Source organism: Streptomyces sp. NPDC048001 (assembly GCF_043203115.1).
Lineage (GTDB): Bacteria > Actinomycetota > Actinomycetes > Streptomycetales > Streptomycetaceae > Streptomyces > Streptomyces sanyensis.
In genome coordinates this window covers 26,144-42,016 of the sequence record NZ_JBIDBN010000005.1, presented here as the reverse complement: position 1 = coordinate 42,016, position 15,873 = coordinate 26,144, and the positions used below count along the sequence as shown (strand labels likewise).

The 15,873-nt window shown below is 73.0% G+C and carries 15 protein-coding genes; 8 read left to right on the top strand and 7 right to left on the bottom strand.

What is annotated here, in order from left to right:
* Window positions 1-39: 39 nt before the first annotated feature.
* On the bottom strand, window positions 40-1,569 hold the full coding sequence (gene miaB, locus ACGF15_RS10725; protein WP_345613839.1) for a tRNA (N6-isopentenyl adenosine(37)-C2)-methylthiotransferase MiaB: 1,530 nt from the start codon (window positions 1,567-1,569) through the stop codon (window positions 40-42).
* 122 nt (window positions 1,570-1,691) lie between these two features.
* On the opposite strand from miaB, the gene ACGF15_RS10720 reads away from it, so the two are divergent.
* Window positions 1,692-2,693: a TAXI family TRAP transporter solute-binding subunit gene (locus ACGF15_RS10720; protein WP_392797790.1), complete on the top strand. Its 1,002-nt coding sequence runs from the start codon at window positions 1,692-1,694 to the stop codon at window positions 2,691-2,693.
* 96 nt (window positions 2,694-2,789) lie between these two features.
* A complete protein-coding gene (locus tag ACGF15_RS10715) occupies window positions 2,790-3,173 on the top strand; it encodes a VOC family protein (protein WP_345613837.1) in 384 nt (127 codons plus the stop codon).
* A gap of 94 nt (window positions 3,174-3,267) precedes the next feature.
* On the opposite strand, the gene ACGF15_RS10710 is transcribed toward ACGF15_RS10715, so the two are convergent.
* Window positions 3,268-4,674 (bottom strand): HAMP domain-containing sensor histidine kinase, encoded by a 1,407-nt coding sequence (locus tag ACGF15_RS10710; RefSeq protein WP_345613836.1) that lies wholly within the window; start codon window positions 4,672-4,674, stop codon window positions 3,268-3,270.
* 14 nt (window positions 4,675-4,688) lie between these two features.
* Complete coding sequence (locus ACGF15_RS10705) at window positions 4,689-5,399, bottom strand: response regulator transcription factor (RefSeq protein WP_345613835.1); 711 nt, start codon at window positions 5,397-5,399, stop codon at window positions 4,689-4,691.
* 357 nt (window positions 5,400-5,756) lie between these two features.
* On the opposite strand from ACGF15_RS10705, the gene ACGF15_RS10700 reads away from it, so the two are divergent.
* The 5 genes from ACGF15_RS10700 to ACGF15_RS10680 all read left to right on the top strand — a co-directional run bounded on the left by ACGF15_RS10700 (window position 5,757) and on the right by ACGF15_RS10680 (window position 10,981).
* A complete protein-coding gene (locus ACGF15_RS10700) occupies window positions 5,757-6,542 on the top strand; it encodes an amino acid ABC transporter ATP-binding protein (protein WP_345613834.1) in 786 nt (261 codons plus the stop codon).
* A 61-nt stretch (window positions 6,543-6,603) separates the two neighbouring features.
* Window positions 6,604-7,446 (top strand): glutamate ABC transporter substrate-binding protein, encoded by an 843-nt coding sequence (locus tag ACGF15_RS10695; RefSeq protein WP_392797785.1) that lies wholly within the window; start codon window positions 6,604-6,606, stop codon window positions 7,444-7,446.
* Window positions 7,447-7,521: 75 nt separating this feature from the next.
* The gene (locus tag ACGF15_RS10690; protein WP_345613832.1) at window positions 7,522-8,190 is read left to right on the top strand and encodes an amino acid ABC transporter permease; all 669 of its coding nucleotides are present in this window, start codon (window positions 7,522-7,524) and stop codon (window positions 8,188-8,190) included.
* A complete protein-coding gene (locus ACGF15_RS10685; protein ID WP_345613831.1) occupies window positions 8,187-9,086 on the top strand; it encodes an amino acid ABC transporter permease in 900 nt (299 codons plus the stop codon). Before ACGF15_RS10690 ends, ACGF15_RS10685 begins: the two co-directional genes overlap by 4 nt.
* A gap of 269 nt (window positions 9,087-9,355) precedes the next feature.
* Window positions 9,356-10,981 (top strand): FAD-dependent monooxygenase, encoded by a 1,626-nt coding sequence (locus tag ACGF15_RS10680; RefSeq protein ID WP_345613830.1) that lies wholly within the window; start codon window positions 9,356-9,358, stop codon window positions 10,979-10,981.
* Window positions 10,982-11,159: 178 nt separating this feature from the next.
* Here ACGF15_RS10680 and recX read toward each other — a convergent pair whose 3' ends face one another.
* The 4 genes from recX to ACGF15_RS10660 form a co-directional block, all read right to left on the bottom strand.
* Window positions 11,160-11,729, bottom strand: a complete 570-nt coding sequence (gene recX, locus ACGF15_RS10675; protein ID WP_256525593.1) for a recombination regulator RecX — start codon at window positions 11,727-11,729, stop codon at window positions 11,160-11,162.
* Between the two features lie 3 nt (window positions 11,730-11,732).
* Window positions 11,733-12,851, bottom strand: coding sequence for a recombinase RecA (gene recA / locus ACGF15_RS10670; RefSeq protein WP_345613829.1), 1,119 nt, complete (start codon window positions 12,849-12,851; stop codon window positions 11,733-11,735).
* Between the two features lie 222 nt (window positions 12,852-13,073).
* Entirely contained in the window at window positions 13,074-14,216 is a 1,143-nt protein-coding gene (locus ACGF15_RS10665) for an AI-2E family transporter (RefSeq protein WP_392798278.1), read from the bottom strand.
* Between the two features lie 382 nt (window positions 14,217-14,598).
* Window positions 14,599-14,793 (bottom strand): DUF3046 domain-containing protein, encoded by a 195-nt coding sequence (locus ACGF15_RS10660; RefSeq protein WP_392797779.1) that lies wholly within the window; start codon window positions 14,791-14,793, stop codon window positions 14,599-14,601.
* A gap of 79 nt (window positions 14,794-14,872) precedes the next feature.
* Here ACGF15_RS10660 and ACGF15_RS10655 point away from each other — a divergent pair, with 79 nt between their 5' ends.
* Window positions 14,873-15,814 (top strand): hypothetical protein, encoded by a 942-nt coding sequence (locus ACGF15_RS10655; RefSeq protein ID WP_345613826.1) that lies wholly within the window; start codon window positions 14,873-14,875, stop codon window positions 15,812-15,814.
* The last annotated feature ends 59 nt before the right edge of the window (window positions 15,815-15,873 follow it).

Here is a 15,873-nt window from a genome sequence, read left to right as displayed (position 1 = left end):
GACCGCCGCACGGCGCCGGTGCCGGTCGCTCGCGGCCGGTCAGTCCCGGCCGCACCCGGGGGCGGCCGCGGCGGGCAGCGGCGCGGGGACGCCGACCGCCGGCAGGCCGAGCATCACCCCGGCCGGCTTCGCCGCCTCGGCCCGGCGGCGCTCCCAGGCGTCCCCGGCGCGCGTGCGGCGCACGGCGAGCGCCGCGCCCTCCGCCAGAAGGTGGTGCGGGGCCGCGTAGGTGATCTCGACGGTGACCACGTCGCCCGGGCGGACCTCCTGCCCGGGCTGGGTGAAGTGGACCAGCCGGTTGTCGGGGGCGCGGCCGGACAGGCGGCGGGTGGCCCCGTCCTTGCGGCCCTCGCCCTCGGCGACCATGACGTCCAGGGTGCGCCCGACCTGCTTCTTGTTCTCCTCCCAGGAGATCTCCTCCTGGAGGGCGACCAGCCGCATGTAGCGCTCCTGGACGACCTCCTTGGGGATCTGCCCCTCCATGGTGGCCGCCGGGGTGCCCGGGCGCTTGGAGTACTGGAAGGTGAAGGCGTTGGCGAACCGGGCCTCGCGCACGGTGTGGAGGGTCTGCTCGAAGTCCTCCTCGCTCTCGCCGGGGAAGCCGACGATGATGTCGGTGGAGATGGCCGCGTGCGGGATGGCGGCGCGGACCTTCTCGATGATCCCGAGGAAACGCTCCTGCCGGTAGGAGCGGCGCATCGCCTTGAGCACGGTGTCCGAGCCGGACTGCAGGGGCATGTGCAGCTGCGGCATCACGTTCGGCGTCTCGGCCATGGCGGCGATGACGTCGTCGGTGAAGTCCCGCGGATGCGGCGAGGTGAAGCGGACCCGCTCCAGCCCCTCGACCGCGCCGCAGGCGCGCAGCAGCTTGCCGAAGGCCTCGCGGTCGCCGATGTCGGAACCGTAGGCGTTGACGTTCTGCCCGAGCAGCGTGATCTCCGAGACGCCCTCGGCCACCAGTGCCTCGACCTCGGCCAGGATGTCGCCGGGCCGGCGGTCCTTCTCCTTGCCGCGCAGGGCGGGCACGATGCAGAAGGTGCAGGTGTTGTTGCAGCCGACGGAGATCGACACCCAGGCCGCGTACGCGGACTCGCGCCGTGTCGGCAGGGTGGAGGGGAAGGCCTCCAGCGACTCGGCGATCTCGACCTGCGCCTCCTCCTGCACCCGGGCGCGCTCCAGCAGGACCGGGAGCCTGCCGATGTTGTGGGTGCCGAAGACGACGTCGACCCAGGGGGCCTTGCCGACGATGGTGTCGCGGTCCTTCTGGGCGAGGCAGCCGCCGACGGCGATCTGCATACCGGGGCGGGACGCCTTCACCGATGCGAGCCGGCCGAGGTTCCCGTACAGCTTGTTGTCGGCGTTCTCGCGGACGGCGCAGGTGTTGAAGACGACCACGTCGGCCTCGCCGTCCGAGCCCCCGGGCGCGCGGACGTAGCCGGCCTCCTCCAGCAGACCCGACAACCGCTCGGAGTCGTGGACGTTCATCTGGCACCCGTAGGTGCGGATCTCGTAGCTCCGGGCAAGGCCCACGTCGTCCACCGCTCCCGCGCGGTCACTGCTGCTGGTCATGCCACCAGGGTAAGGGGGCCCGGGGACGGCCCCGTCCGCCCCGGGCCGGGGCCGTCGGCCGGTTGCGCCCCCGGACGGACCCCCCTGGCCAGGGCACCGGGGGACCTGGCAGGATCGCGCGCATGTGCCCGGCCTTCGTCCTCCGCCTCAGCCGCAACCGCGCCCTCGCGGCCTCGGTGACCGCGCTGGTGGTGTGCGGGCTGCTCGCCTGGTGGCTGGTCCCCTTCGGCCGTCCCTCGCCGAGCGGCGAGCTGACCTTCAGCACCGGCTCCCGCAGCGGCGTGTACCAGCGCTACGGAGTGCTGCTGGAGCGCGCACTGGCCGAGGACATGCCGGACGTCCGGATAGAGCTGAGGACCAGCGAGGGCTCCCAGCAGAACCTGGCCAGGCTGGCCTCCGGCGAGGCCGACTTCACCATCGCCACCGCCGACGCGGTGGCCACCTACCGGCACCAGGACCTCCCCGAGGCGGACCGGCTGCGGGGCTGCGCCCGGCTCTACGACGACTACGTGCACCTGATCGTCCCCCGCCGCTCCCCCGTGCGGTCGGTGGCCGACCTGCGGGGCAGGACCGTGGGCGTCGGGGAGCCGGGGTCCGGGATCCGGCTCGTCGCCGACCGGCTGATGGCGGCCGCGGGCCTGGACCCGACGGACGACATCACCCCCGTCCCGGCGGGCATGGACACGATGCCCGCGCAGCTGGAGGGCGGGGAGCTGGACGCCTTCTTCTGGTCCGGCGGCCTGCCCACCGGCTCGGTGCAGGCGCTGTCGGAGCGGTTCGACATCCGCCTGGTGCCGCTGGAACAGGAACTGGTCGGCAGGCTGCACGCCGGCGGTGACTCGACCACCTACTACCGCTCCGCGGTGATGCCTGCGGACGCCTATCCGCAGGCCCAGGGCGGGGTTCCGGTGCCGACGGTCGCCGTGGCGAACCTGCTGGTCACCACCGACCGGATCGGGCCGGTGCTGACGGAGGGCTTCACCCGCACGGTGATCGACAGCCGGGACCGCATCGGCAAGACCGTCCACCCCGCCCAGCTGGTGGACCTGCGCACGGCCGTCTACACCTCGCCCCTGCCCCTGCACGACGGCGCCCGCCGCTACTACCGCTCGGCGAAGCCGTAGTCCGCGCGGAAAGCGTCCCGCGGGCAGCTACGGCGTCCGGGGCCGGCCCCGGGCGGCCCCGGGCCTTCCCCCTGAGCCTTCCCTACACTCGCGGACATGGCTTCGCGCATCAGTGAACTGGTCATCGACTGCACCGACCCCGACCGCCTCGCCGCCTTCTGGGGCGGGGTGCTGGGCTATGTCGAGCTGGGCCGGGAGGAGGACGGAAGCATCGAGATCGGGCCTCCCGGCGCCGGCTTCGGCGGCCCGCAGCCCACCCTCGTCCTGAGCCCCGGCGGCGGTCCCCGGAGCGGGAAGCTCCCGCTGCACATCGACGTCAACGCCACCGACCGCGACCAGAGCGCCGAGCTGGAGCGGCTGCTCGCCCTCGGCGCCAGGCACGCCGACGTGGGCCAGACCGGCGAGGAGTCCTGGCACGTCCTGGCCGACCCGGAGGGCAACGAGTTCTGCCTCCTGCGCACCCGGCTCCCACCGCTCTGACGCGCTGCCTGCCGACCGCGCACGGCCGGCAGGCACCCGCACCGCCGGCAGGCACCCGCACCGCCGCACGGGCGGCCTTCGGCGGGCACCGGGCTCAGGGCGCGTCGGGCGCGTCGGGCGCGGTGCGGGGCACCGTCAGCACCACCCGCAGGCCGTGCGGCCGGTGGTGGGCGAAGGCGATGGAGCCGCCGCCCGCCGCCAGCAGCGCCCGCGAGATGGACAGGCCCAGACCCGACCCCTTGACGTTCTGGTGGCGGCCGCTGCGCCAGAACCGGTCGCCGATCCGGGCGAGTTCCTCGTCGCTCAGCCCGGGACCCTTGTCGGTGACGACGACCGTGGAGGTGCCCCCGTTCGACGCCACCTCCACCGTGACCGCCTCCCCCTGCGGCGTGAACTTCAGCGCGTTGTCGATCACTGCGTCCAGGGCGCTGGAGAGGGCGACGGGGTCCGCCCAGGCCGTGACCGCCGCCGTGTTCCCGGCCAGCGCCACGCCCTTCTCCTCGGCCAGCGGGCGCCAGGCGGCGACCCGCTCGGCGGCGAGCGCGCCGATGTCGGTGAGCCGCAGGTCGGCCGCCGCGTGCTCGGCGAGCGCGAGGTCGAGCAGGTCGTCGAGGACCTGGGCGAGGCGCTTGCCCTCGGTGCGCACCGAGGCGATCTCCGCATTGCCCTCGGGCAGCTCCAGGGCCAGCAGCTCGATCCTCAGCAGCAGTGCGGCCAGCGGGTTGCGGAGCTGGTGGGAGGCGTCGGCGACGAAGGCCCGCTGCTGCTCCAGCACGGTCTCGACGTTGTCGGCCATCTCGTTGAAGGACCGGGCCAGGCGGCGCAGTTCCGGCGGGCCCCCGGACGGGGCGACCCGGGAGTTCAGGCGCCCGGTGGCGATGTCGTGGGTGGCCGCGTCGAGGACCCGCACGGGCCGCAGCACCCAGCCGGTGAGCCGGAAGGCGGCCCCCACCGCCAGCAGCATGGCCGCGCTCTCCCCCGCGGCGATCAGCAGCCAGCCGCGCAGCACCCGGGAGCGGAGCTGGCCGGTCGGCGAGTCGGTGAAGACCACGGCGACGACGTCGCCGTCGCTCACCACGGGTGAGGCCACCACCAGCCGCTGCCCCTGCTGCCAGGGCCAGACCTGCGGAGGGTCGTCGCTGCGGCGCCCGGTGAGCGCCTCCTCGAAGGCCTCCAGGCCCTCGCCCTCGGTGGGCAGGGTCCAGTTCTGCGGTGCGCGGGCGAGGGAGTTGCGCTCGCGGTAGAAGACGCCCGCGCGGATGCCGTAGGTGTCGTGGTAGCGGTTGAGCTGGTCCTGGAGCGTGGCACGGCGCTCGTCCGAGCCCTCGGGCCCCTCGGTGACGAACTGGGCGAGTGCCGCGAAGCGGACGGTGTCGTCGATGCGGTCCACCACCACGCCCTGCTGCTGCGCCGCGGCCAGGCTGACGGCCAGCGGGAAGCCGAGCGCCAGCAGCACACCGGCCATGAGCACGATGAGCAGAGGAAGCAGACGGGTACGCACGGGGACGACGCGCCTCAGGCCGGGGCGGGTGCGACGAGCCGGTAGCCCACGCCGCGCACCGTCTCGATGAGCGCCGGCATGCGCAGCTTGGAGCGCAGGGAGGCGACGTGCACCTCCAGGGTGCGGCCGGTCCCCTCCCAGCTGGTGCGCCAGACCTCGCTGATGATCTGCTCCCGACGGAAGACCACCCCGGGCCGCTGGGCCAGCAGGGCCAGCAGGTCGAACTCCTTGCGGGTGAGCTGCACGTCGGAGCCGTCCACGCTGACCCGGCGGGTGGGCAGTTCGATGGTGACGGACCCGAGCCGCAGGGCGTCGTCCGCACCGCCGGCGGCGGCGGTCTCCTCCGCGGCGTGGGTGCGGCGGCTGACGGCGTGGATACGGGCGAGCAGTTCACCGGTGTCGTACGGCTTGACCACGTAGTCGTCGGCACCGAGGTTGAGGCCGTGGATGCGGGAGCGGACGTCGGAGCGGGCCGTCACCATGATCACGGGGGTGGCCGTCAGCTTCCGGAGCTTGCCGCAGACCTGGTAGCCGTCCTGGTCGGGGAGGCCGAGGTCGAGCAGGACCACGCCGAAGGGAGGCTTGTCGGCCTGCCCGTCGGGGAGCACGGCGCGCAGCGCCTCCTCGCCGTTGCGCGCGTGGACGACCTGGAAGCCGTGCCTGCCCAGCACCGCGGAGAGAGCGGCGGCGACGTGGTCGTCGTCCTCCACGAGGAGCAGCCTCATGGTCCTCTCCATTCCCGTGCTGTGGTCCGGCGGATGCGCCGTGGGATCGTGCCCGTCGGCCGGTGCCCTGAGCGGCTTCCCGCCGCACATCCCGCCTGCGGACGGGCGGGCCGCCGAGCGGCGGACGGCTTCGCACCCAACAGGGCATGAACACCGATCGGACAGCCCCCCGTCAAGAGGTAACAGGCCGTACCCGCGGTTCCGTTATGGAGCCGGTACGCGGGCCGTCGACCCGTTCACTCATCGTGTCCGGGTGCAGCCATATCGTTATGCTCAATTTCCGCTCAGATGTAATGACGCTGCTCGCACGGCGTGATTAGGGTCCTCTGCAACCGAGGAGGATGGAGCAAGAGGCCGATGAGCGAAGTGTCCGTGACCAAGGAGTCGGAGGGCCCTCAGCCCCCGGCGGGCGACCTGGTCGTGCTCAGCGATGTGAACAAGCACTTCGGCGCGCTGCACGTGCTCCAGGACATCGACCTGACCATCGCCCGGGGTGAGGTCGTCGTCGTGATCGGCCCCTCGGGGTCGGGCAAGTCCACGCTGTGCCGCACGATCAACCGCCTGGAGACGATCGACTCGGGGTCGATCACCATCGACGGGAAGCCGCTGCCCCAGGAGGGCAAGGAGCTCGCCCGGCTCCGTGCCGATGTCGGCATGGTCTTCCAGTCGTTCAACCTGTTCTCCCACAAGACGGTCCTGGAGAACGTCGTCCTGGGGCAGGTCAAGGTCCGCAGGACGGACAAGAAGACGGCCGAGGCCAACGCGCGGTCGCTGCTCGACCGGGTCGGCGTCGGCGCACAGGCCGACAAGTACCCCGCGCAGCTGTCCGGTGGGCAGCAGCAGCGCGTCGCCATCGCGCGGGCGCTCGCCATGGACCCGAAGGTGATGCTCTTCGACGAGCCGACCTCCGCCCTGGACCCCGAGATGATCAACGAGGTCCTGGAGGTCATGCAGCAGCTCGCCCGGGACGGCATGACCATGGTCGTCGTCACCCATGAGATGGGCTTCGCCCGCTCGGCGGCGAACCGGGTGGTGTTCATGGCCGACGGCAAGATCGTCGAAGAGGCCGCCCCCGAGGAGTTCTTCAACAACCCGCGCAGCGACCGGGCCAAGGACTTCCTTTCGAAGATCCTCCACCACTGAGTCCCGGGCCGGCCCCCGCCGGTCCGCTCCGTACGCGTCAACCCAAGGGAAGTCATCCATCATGAACCTTCGCAAGGTCACCGCCGCCTCGGCCGCCGTGCTCGCCCTCTCGCTGACCGCCACCGCCTGCGGCTCCGAGGACAAGGACAGCGACGCCGGCTCCTCCGCCGGCGACAAGAAGATCACCGTCGGCATCAAGTACGACCAGCCGGGCCTCGGTCTGAAGACCCCCGACGGCTCCTTCACCGGCTTCGACGTCGACGTCGCCACCTACGTCGCCAAGGAGCTGGGCTACGCGGAGGGCGACATCGTCTTCAAGGAGACGAAGAGCGCCGACCGCGAGACCGCTCTGGAGCGGGGCGACGTGGACTTCATCGCCGCCACCTACTCCATCACCGACGAGCGCAAGGAGAAGGTCGACTTCGCCGGCCCGTACCTCCTGGCCCACCAGGACCTGCTGATCCGCGCCGACGACACCGTGGCCAAGGGCGAGGACCTGAACGGCAAGAAGCTCTGCTCGGTCACCGGCTCCACCTCGGCGCAGAACGTCAAGACCAAGTTCGCCCCCGACGCCCAGCTGCGCCAGGTCGGCACCTACTCCGAGTGCCTGACCGGGCTCCAGAGCGGTGCCGTGGACGCGCTGACCACCGATGACTCGATCCTCGCCGGCTACGCCTCGCAGGACCAGTACAAGGGCAAGTTCAAGCTGGCCGGCCTGGAGCTGAGCAACGAGAACTACGGCATCGGTGTCAAGAAGGGCGACACCGAGATGCTCAACAAGATCAACGCCGCGCTGGAGAAGATGGTCTCCGACAAGGCCTGGGACGAGGCGGTCAAGGCCAACTTCGGCCCGGCCAACTACGAGAACGAGGCCGCGCCGCAGATCGGCAACATCGTCAAGTGAAGCACGGCCGAGACGGCGCGCCGCCGGTGACGGCGGCGCGCCCGGCCATCCCCACACGCGGAAGCGCGGGAGATCGTGTTCGACTTTCTTGAAGGCTACGACCTGCTGGGGGCGTTCTGGGTGACGGTGAAACTCACCGTCTTCTCCGGGATCGGCTCCCTCGTCCTGGGCACGCTGCTGGCGGCGATGCGCGTCAGCCCCGTCCCCCTGATGCGTGGCTTCGCCACCGTCTACGTCAACGTGGTCCGGAACATTCCGCTGACCGTCATCATCGTCTTCGCCTCGCTGGGTCTCTACGACGTGTTCGGCGTGACCCTGGGTGCCGCCGACGACTTCGACGAGCTGGCGTTCCGGCTGGCCGTCCTCGGACTCGCCGGCTACACCGCGGCGTTCGTCTGCGAGGCGGTGCGCTCGGGCATCAACACGGTGCCGGTCGGGCAGGCGGAGGCGGCTCGTGCGATCGGGCTGAGCTTCACGCAGGTCCTTCGGTTCGTCGTGCTGCCCCAGGCGTTCCGCTCGGTGATCGGCCCGCTGACCAATGTGCTGATCGCCCTCACCAAGAACACCACGGTCGCCTCGGCGATCGGTGTCACGGAGGCGGCCCTGCTGATGAAGGAGATGATCGAGAACGAGGCGCAGCTCGTGCTCATCGCGGCCGTCTTCGCCTTCGGTTTCGTAGTCCTCACCCTGCCCACGGGCCTGTTCCTGGGCTGGCTCGGCAAGCGCATGGCGGTGAAGCGATGACCTCCGTTCTCTACGACGCCCCGGGCCCCGGGGCGAAGAGGCGCAATGTCCTCTACACCGTCGGCTTCGTCGTGCTGCTGGGGCTCGGTTGCTGGTGGGCGCTGCGGCTCATGGCGGACAAGGGGCAGCTCGACTGGGCCCTGTGGGAGCCGTTCACCCAGGCGCAGGCGTGGACCACCTATCTGCTGCCGGGCCTGGGCAACACCCTCAAGGCCGCGGCGCTGGCCATGGTCATCGCCCTGCCGCTGGGCGCGCTCCTCGGTATCGCGCGGCTCTCGGACCACCGCTGGGTCCGGGGCCCCGCGGGGGTCGTGGTGGAGTTCTTCCGGGCGATCCCGGTGCTGCTGCTGATGCTGTTCGCCAACCAGTTCTACTCGGTCTCCACCGACCTGAGCTCGGACATGCGTCCGCTGTACGCGGTGGTCACCGGACTGGTCCTCTACAACGCCTCGGTCCTCGCCGAGGTGGTGCGCGCGGGCATCCTCTCGCTGCCCAAGGGGCAGACGGAGGCCGCCAAGGCCATCGGCCTGCGCAAGGGCCAGACGATGACCAGCATCCTGCTGCCGCAGTCCGTCACCGCCATGCTCCCGGCGCTGGTCAGCCAGCTCGTCGTGATCGTGAAGGACACGGCGCTGGGCGGTGCGCTGCTCGCCTTCCCCGAGCTGCTCAACGCGCGGGGCACGCTGGCGGCCAACTACGCCAACGTCATTCCGAGCTTCATCGTCGTGGCGCTGATCTTCATCGTGCTCAACCTGATACTCACCAGCTTCGCCTCGTGGCTGGAGCGCAGGCTGCGCCGTGCCAAGCGCAGCAGCGGTGCGGTGCTCCACGCCGAGCAGGCAGGAGCCGAGGAACCGGTGGCCGAACCGGGTGTGACCACCAAGGAAGGCCCCTGAGCACGGCAGCTCACCGGGTGTGACGACCGCCGAGGGGCGGCGGCCTGCGGGCCGCCGCCCCTCGGCGCGCGGTGCGTCCCCCCGGGGGCGCACCGCGGGTGCTTGCCGGTGGGGTGCCCGGCGGGTGCTTGCCGGTGTCGCTTGACGCGAGCACTCACAGTGAGTTGCATACGTTCTGTGATCGCGTACCGGGCTTCCTCTGCACCGTCCCGCCCGCCTCTCGCAGCCGTGCCCGCCCCGGCGGACGGCTGCCCGGACGGAGGCGGCCCGTGGACCCGGTGATCGTGGTGGGGGCCGGACCCGTCGGCCTCGCCCTCGCCCTCGCCCTCGCCGACCAGGACGTGCCCAGCGTGGTCCTCGACGAGACCGGCGGCAAGGAGGAGATCCGTCCGGCACGGTCGGTGGTGCTGCGCCCGGACACCGCGGCACTGGCGGAGCGCCTGTGCGGCTCCGGACCCGGCGAGGAGGGGGCCCGCTGGTCCGGTTGGCGCTCGATGCGCCGCCGCACCGAGGTGCGGCGCCTGGCGCTGGGGGCGGACGAGGCCCCCGCTCCGCTGCATCTGCCCCAGCACGCGCTGACCCGCGCGCTGCGCGCGGCCGCGGACGGCCGCAGCCTGGTGCGGCTGGTCACGGAGAGCCGCCTCGACACGCTGGAGCAGGACCGCTCCGGGGTCACCGCGCACACCCGGGGACCGTCCGGCACCTGGTGGCGGGGAAGCTACCTGGTGGGGTGCGACGGGGCGCGCTCCACGGTGCGCAAGCTGCTGGGCATCCGCTTCCCCGGGCGGACCGCCGTCGAGCGCCACGCCGTCGCCGCGCTCCGGGCCGAACTGCCGTGGCCGGGTGAGGCGCTGCTGCACCGCCGCCCGGTGTTCCTGCCCGGCACCGAGGAGATCACGGCCCGGCCGCTGGCCGAAGGGGTGTGGCGGCTGGACTGGCTGCTGCCTCCGCGCGGGGACCTGGTGACCCCCGAGACACTGGTGGCCCGGGTCCGCGACACCCTCGGCGCCTGGTGCGGGGGGACACCGCCCTACGAGCTGCTGGACACCGGGGTGCACACCCTGCACCACCGCCTCGCACGGAGCTGGCGCGCGGAGCGGACCTTCCTGGCCGGGGACGCGGCCCACCTGCTCGGCGCGCTGGGGACCCAGGGGGTGGACGAGGGGCTGCGCGACGTGGACAACCTCGCCTGGAAGCTGGCCTTCGCCTGGCACGGCCGGGCGTCCTCCGCTCTGCTGGACAGCTACGAGGACGAGCGCCGCACCGCCGTGGCCGCTCGGCTGCGGGCCGCCGACCAGTGCCTGCCGATACTCCGCAGCGGCGGCGGTCTGCGGACCTACCTGCCCGGAGCCGCCCGGGGGCACGACCAGATGCTCACCGACGCGCATCTGGGGCAGGGGCCGCTCGGGGCACCGCCGGTGTACGCGCATTCGGCCCTCACCCCGGGCGGCTGCCCGACGCGGACCGCCGTGGCCACACCGGAGGGCGCTCCCGTGGAGGACGTCCGGGTGACCTCCCCCGACGGCACCGGCGGGCTGCTGCGCGAGCGGCTGGGACGCGGGCTGCTGGTGGTCCTCGTCGCCCCGGGCACGGGTGTCTGGGAGCGCAGGCACTGGGTCGGGGCGGGCGTCATGCCCCGCCTGGCGGCCGCGGTGGAGGGGCTGCCGGTGGCGGCGGAGCTGCTGGTGACGGAGGGCTATCCCGGGGCTCCGGCGCACTCGGTGCTGATGGTACGGCCGGACGGACATCTGGCGGCGGCCTTCTCCGGGGTGAGGGCGGAGGACCTCCACGCGGCGGCCTGCGCCGTGGGCGGCGGCTCGGCCCCCGGGTCCGCGGACGACGGACACGCGAAGCGGCGCCCCGGGGTCGCCGAGGAGCGGGCGGACCCGGACTGAGCGGGCGGCGCCGTCGCCCGTTGCCGGTGGGCGCCGCGCGGTGCTCGGCCCCGGCGGGGCCGTCCTGCCCGGTGCGGTCCTGTCGCCGCCCCTGCGGCCCGGTCGGCACCGTCCCTGATCGGCGGCCGGGGCTTGGCCGACCGCGCTGCGGCCGGGCGCCGGCGCCCGGCAGGGGCCTTCAGTGCACCGGGCCCTCCAGGTCGTCCACGTCCTCCCCCTCCGCTTCGAGGGCCTGGCGGACGATCCGCAGTGACAGGCCCTCGGGGTAGCCCTTGCGGGCCAGCATCCCCGCCAGCCGCCGGATGCGTCGGTCGCGGTCCAGACCGCGGGTGGACCGGAGCTTGCGGGCCACCAGTTCGCGTGCGGTCTCCTCCTCCTGCTCGCCGTCGAGCTGCCCCACCGCCTCGTCGATCAAGGCGCCGTCGACGCCCTTGGTGCGCAGTTCGCGCGCGAGCGCCCGGCGGGCGAGACCGCGGCCGTGGTGGCGGGACTCCACCCAGGCGCCCGCGAAGGCGGCGTCGTCGATCAGGCCGACCTCCTCGAAGCGCGAGAGCACCTCCTCCGCCACGTCCTCGGGGATCTCGCGCTTGCGGAGCGCGTCCGCGAGCTGCTTGCGGGTGCGCGGGGTGCCGGTGAGCAGGCGCAGGCAGACCGCCCGCGCCCGCTCCGCCGGATCCTGGGGCGGCAGCGCCTCCCCGGCCCTCGACGGGTCGGCGCTGTCGCCCGGCCATTCGGTGCGCCGGGTCACGGATCAGGCCTTGGCCGCCGCCTTGGCCGACTTCGCCTTGGCCGCCGGCGCCGGCACGGCCTTGGCGTCCTCGGCCGGGGTGGCGGCCGGGGCCTCGGCTCCGCTCTCGGACGTCTCGGTGTCGGGGCGCACGCCGACGCCGAGCTTCTCCTTGATCTTCTTCTCGATCTCGTTGGCGAGGTCCGGGTTGTCCTTGAGGAAGTTGCGCGCGTTCTCCTTGCCCTGCCCCAGCTGGTCGCCCTCGTACGTGTACCAGGCTCCGGCCTTGCGCACGAAGCCGTGCTCCACGCCCATGTCGATCAGGCCGCCCTCGCGGCTGATGCCCTGGCCGTAGAGGATGTCGAACTCGGCCTGCTTGAACGGCGGCGCGACCTTGTTCTTGACCACCTTGCAGCGGGTGCGGTTGCCGACGGCCTCGGTGCCGTCCTTCAGGGTCTCGATGCGCCGGATGTCGATACGCACCGACGCGTAGAACTTCAGGGCCCGGCCACCGGTCGTGGTCTCCGGGGAGCCGAACATCACACCGATCTTCTCGCGGAGCTGGTTGATGAAGATCGCCGTGGTCTTCGACTGGTTGAGGGCGCTGGTGATCTTCCGCAGGGCCTGGCTCATCAGCCGGGCCTGGAGACCCACGTGCGAGTCGCCCATCTCGCCCTCGATCTCCGCCCGCGGCACCAGTGCGGCGACGGAGTCGATCACGATGAGGTCCAGCGCGCCGGAGCGCACCAGCATGTCGACGATCTCCAGGGCCTGCTCGCCGTTGTCCGGCTGGGAGAGGATCAGACTGTCGATGTCGACGCCGAGCTTCTTGGCGTACTCCGGGTCGAGGGCGTGCTCCGCGTCGACGAAGGCGACCTGGCCGCCGGCGCGCTGGGCGTTGGCCACGGCGTGCAGGGTGAGGGTCGTCTTGCCGGAGGACTCCGGGCCGTAGATCTCCACGACGCGTCCACGCGGCAGGCCGCCGACGCCGAGGGCCACGTCGAGAGCGGTCGACCCGGTGGGGATGACCTCGATGGGCTCGTTCGGCCGCTCGCCGAGCCGCATGACGGCACCCTTGCCGAACTGCCGTTCAATCTGCGCGAGCGCGGCGTCGAGCGCCTTCTCGCGGTCGGTTCCTGCCATGGGTTCCACCCGATTTGCTTGAGTCGATCGCTTCACGTCACAGACGCTAACCCCTGCCACTGACAACGGGCCCCGACGTCCCTCCGGCCTGTGGACAACCGCGGCCCACCGCGGCACCGACCGGACCTCCATAAGAATGGATGTTCGATTTTCGTGTCAAGCGCCCACGCGGGGGCCCGGCCGGAAGCCGCGGCCTCCCGCCCGGCGCATCGACCGCGCCCCTCACCCGTCCCCCGGCGCCCCGGCCGCCCCGTCCCGGCGGTCCGCCAGCGCGCGCCGCACCTGGGCCACCACCCGGCGCCCGCCGCGCCGCCGCCGGCCCTGCAGCCGGCGTTCGTCGGCCACGTCGTAGCGCTTCACATAGGCACCGAGGAACGCCTGGAGCGTCGCGACCGCCGGAATGGCGATCAGCGCACCCACCGCCCCGAGCAGCGCCGTGCCCGCGACCACCGACCCGAACGCGACCGCCGGATGGATGTCGACGGTCCGCGCGGTCAGCTTGGGCTGCAGGACGTAGTTCTCGAACTGCTGGTACACCACGACGAAGCCGAGCACCCAGACCGCGTACCAGGGGTCCACGGTGAAGGCGATGAGCATCGGCAGGGCCCCCGCCAGGTAGGTGCCGATGGTGGGGATGAACTGGGACACCAGACCCACCCAGACCGCCAGCGCCGGGGCGTAGGGCACTCCCAGGAACTCCAGCAGGACGAAGTGGGCCAGGCCCGAGACCAGGGCCATCAGCCCGCGCGAGTAGAGGTAGCCGCCGGTCTTGTCGACGGCGATCTCCCAGGCCCGCAGCACCTCCGCCTGCCGGTTCGGCGGGAGGACCGAGCACAGCGCGCGCCGCAACCGGGGCCCGTCCGCGGCGAAGTAGAACGAGAACAGGAAGATCGTGAGCAGCCGGAAGAGCCCGCCGAGCACCTGGGCGGAGACGTCCAGCACGCCCGAGGCGCTGTTCTGCACGTACTTCTGCAGCCAGTCCGAGCGCAGGAGGCTGTCCTGGACCTCGACGCGGGAGAGCTCGGTGTGGAACGTGCCGTTCACCCACCGGATGACGGAGTCGATGTAGGTGGGCAGGTCCTCCACCATGTCGATGATCTGACCGGCGAGCACCGATCCGAGGATCACCACGAACCCGACACCCGTCACCAGGACGGCGGAGAACACCAGGAACGTGGCCAGCCCCCGCCGCATCCCGCGCGCCGCCATCCGGCTCACCGCCGGTTCCACCGCCAGGGCGATGAAGAAGGCGATCAGGACGTTGACCAGCAGACCGATGAGCTGGTGGAAGGCCCAGGTACCCAGCTGGAGGCAGGCGTAGAGGGCGAGCGCCAGCACCATGGCGCGCGGCAGCCAGCGCGGCATCCGCGCCGCGGCCGGAGCACCGGCCTCCGGCGGCGGTCCGCTCCCGGAGGCGGCGGGGGCCGCCGCCCGGCCGCCCTCCCGCGGGGGAGGCGCGGCGGGGGCGGGATGCTCCGCGGGGTCGGGATGCTCCGCGGGGTCGGGGGCGCCGTCGTCCCGGCGGGTGCTGTCGGTCAGGTCCACCGGGCCAGTGTCGCGTATCGGGAGCGGGCCCCGCCGCCCCGCCCCGTGACGTGCGGCGGCCGGACCGCCCGGACACGCGGGCGGGCACACCGACGCCCCCGCCGCGTCCGCCTTCCTGCGGTGCCGCGCGGGCGCGCGCGGGCGGGCACACCTCGCGCGCCGCGGCGCTGCCGGGGCCGGGCACGGCGCTCCCCGGGACTCCTCAGCGCTTCTCGGCGGGGATCTCCATGGCGGAGCAGACCGCCCGCCAGACGTCCTTCGCCTCCCATCCGGCGTCGAGCGCCTGGTGGACCGTCCGGCCGCCCAGCTCCGCCATCACATGGTCCCGGGCGAAGGAGTCCGCGTACCCCGAGCCGAAGTGGTCCGCCATCCGTTCCCAGAAAGTCGTCAACCGCATGACGCCAGTATCCCGCCCCTGGGGGTGCAGCCCGCCCGGAGAGCCTTGCCGAAAGCCTTTTCCGCCCTAACGTCGGACCATGGCTGGAACCGGAGCAACCACAGCGACGCCGACCGCGTCCTCACTCGCCCGCGCCGAGCGCTTCGTCTGGCTGACGGCACGCGTCCTCGAACAGCGGCGTTTCGCCTACCACTTCCTCGGAGGGGCGGCCGAACCCGTCGAGGCGGCCCTGGCCGCGTACCGCAACGAGGACGGGGGTTTCGGCCACGCACTCGACCCCGATCTGCGGGGGCCCGTGAGCCAGCCCCTGCACACCGCCCACGCCCTGCGCGTCCTCGACTCCATCGGGCGCTGCGGCGGTCTGAGGGTGGAGCGCATGTGCCGCTACCTCACGGCGGTGTCCACCCCGGACGGCGCCCTGCCCGCCGTCCACCCCTCGCAGCGCGGCTTCCCCTCGGCCCCCGCGCTCGCGGTCGCCGACGACCCGCCGAGCGCCCTGCTCGCCACCGGCCCGGTGGTCGGTCTGCTCCACCGCAACCAGGTCTGGCACGCCTGGCTGTTCAGGGCCACCGACTTCTGCTGGGCGGCGGTGGACGCGCTCGGCGGGACCGCGCGCCCCCGGGACGTCGGGGCCGCCGTCGTCTTCCTGGACAGCGTTCCCGACCGCTCGCGGGCCGAGGCCTCGGCCGACCGCCTCGGCCGCCTGGTGCGCGAGCGGCGCCTGGTCGTGCTCGACCCGCCGCCCGGGGAGGGTGCCGACCCCGCGGGCGGGACCCCCTCCGGCGGCGGGCCGCTGCCGCACGACTACGCGCCGACCCCCGGCTCGCTGGCCCGGCGCTGGTTCACCGACGAGGAGATGGAGCGGTCCCTGGACCGCCTCGCCTCCCGCCAGCAGGAGGACGGGGGCTGGCCCGCGCCCGGGCGGGAGTGGACCCCGGCGGCGTCACTGGAGACCCGGCCGATCGCGACGGTGGAGGCCCTGCGGACGCTGCGTGCCCACGGGCGGCCCGTCGGCCCCTGATCCGGCCTCCCCCGCGACCGGGGGAGTCGGGCGCCCCGCCCCGGCGGGGCGCCGCGGGC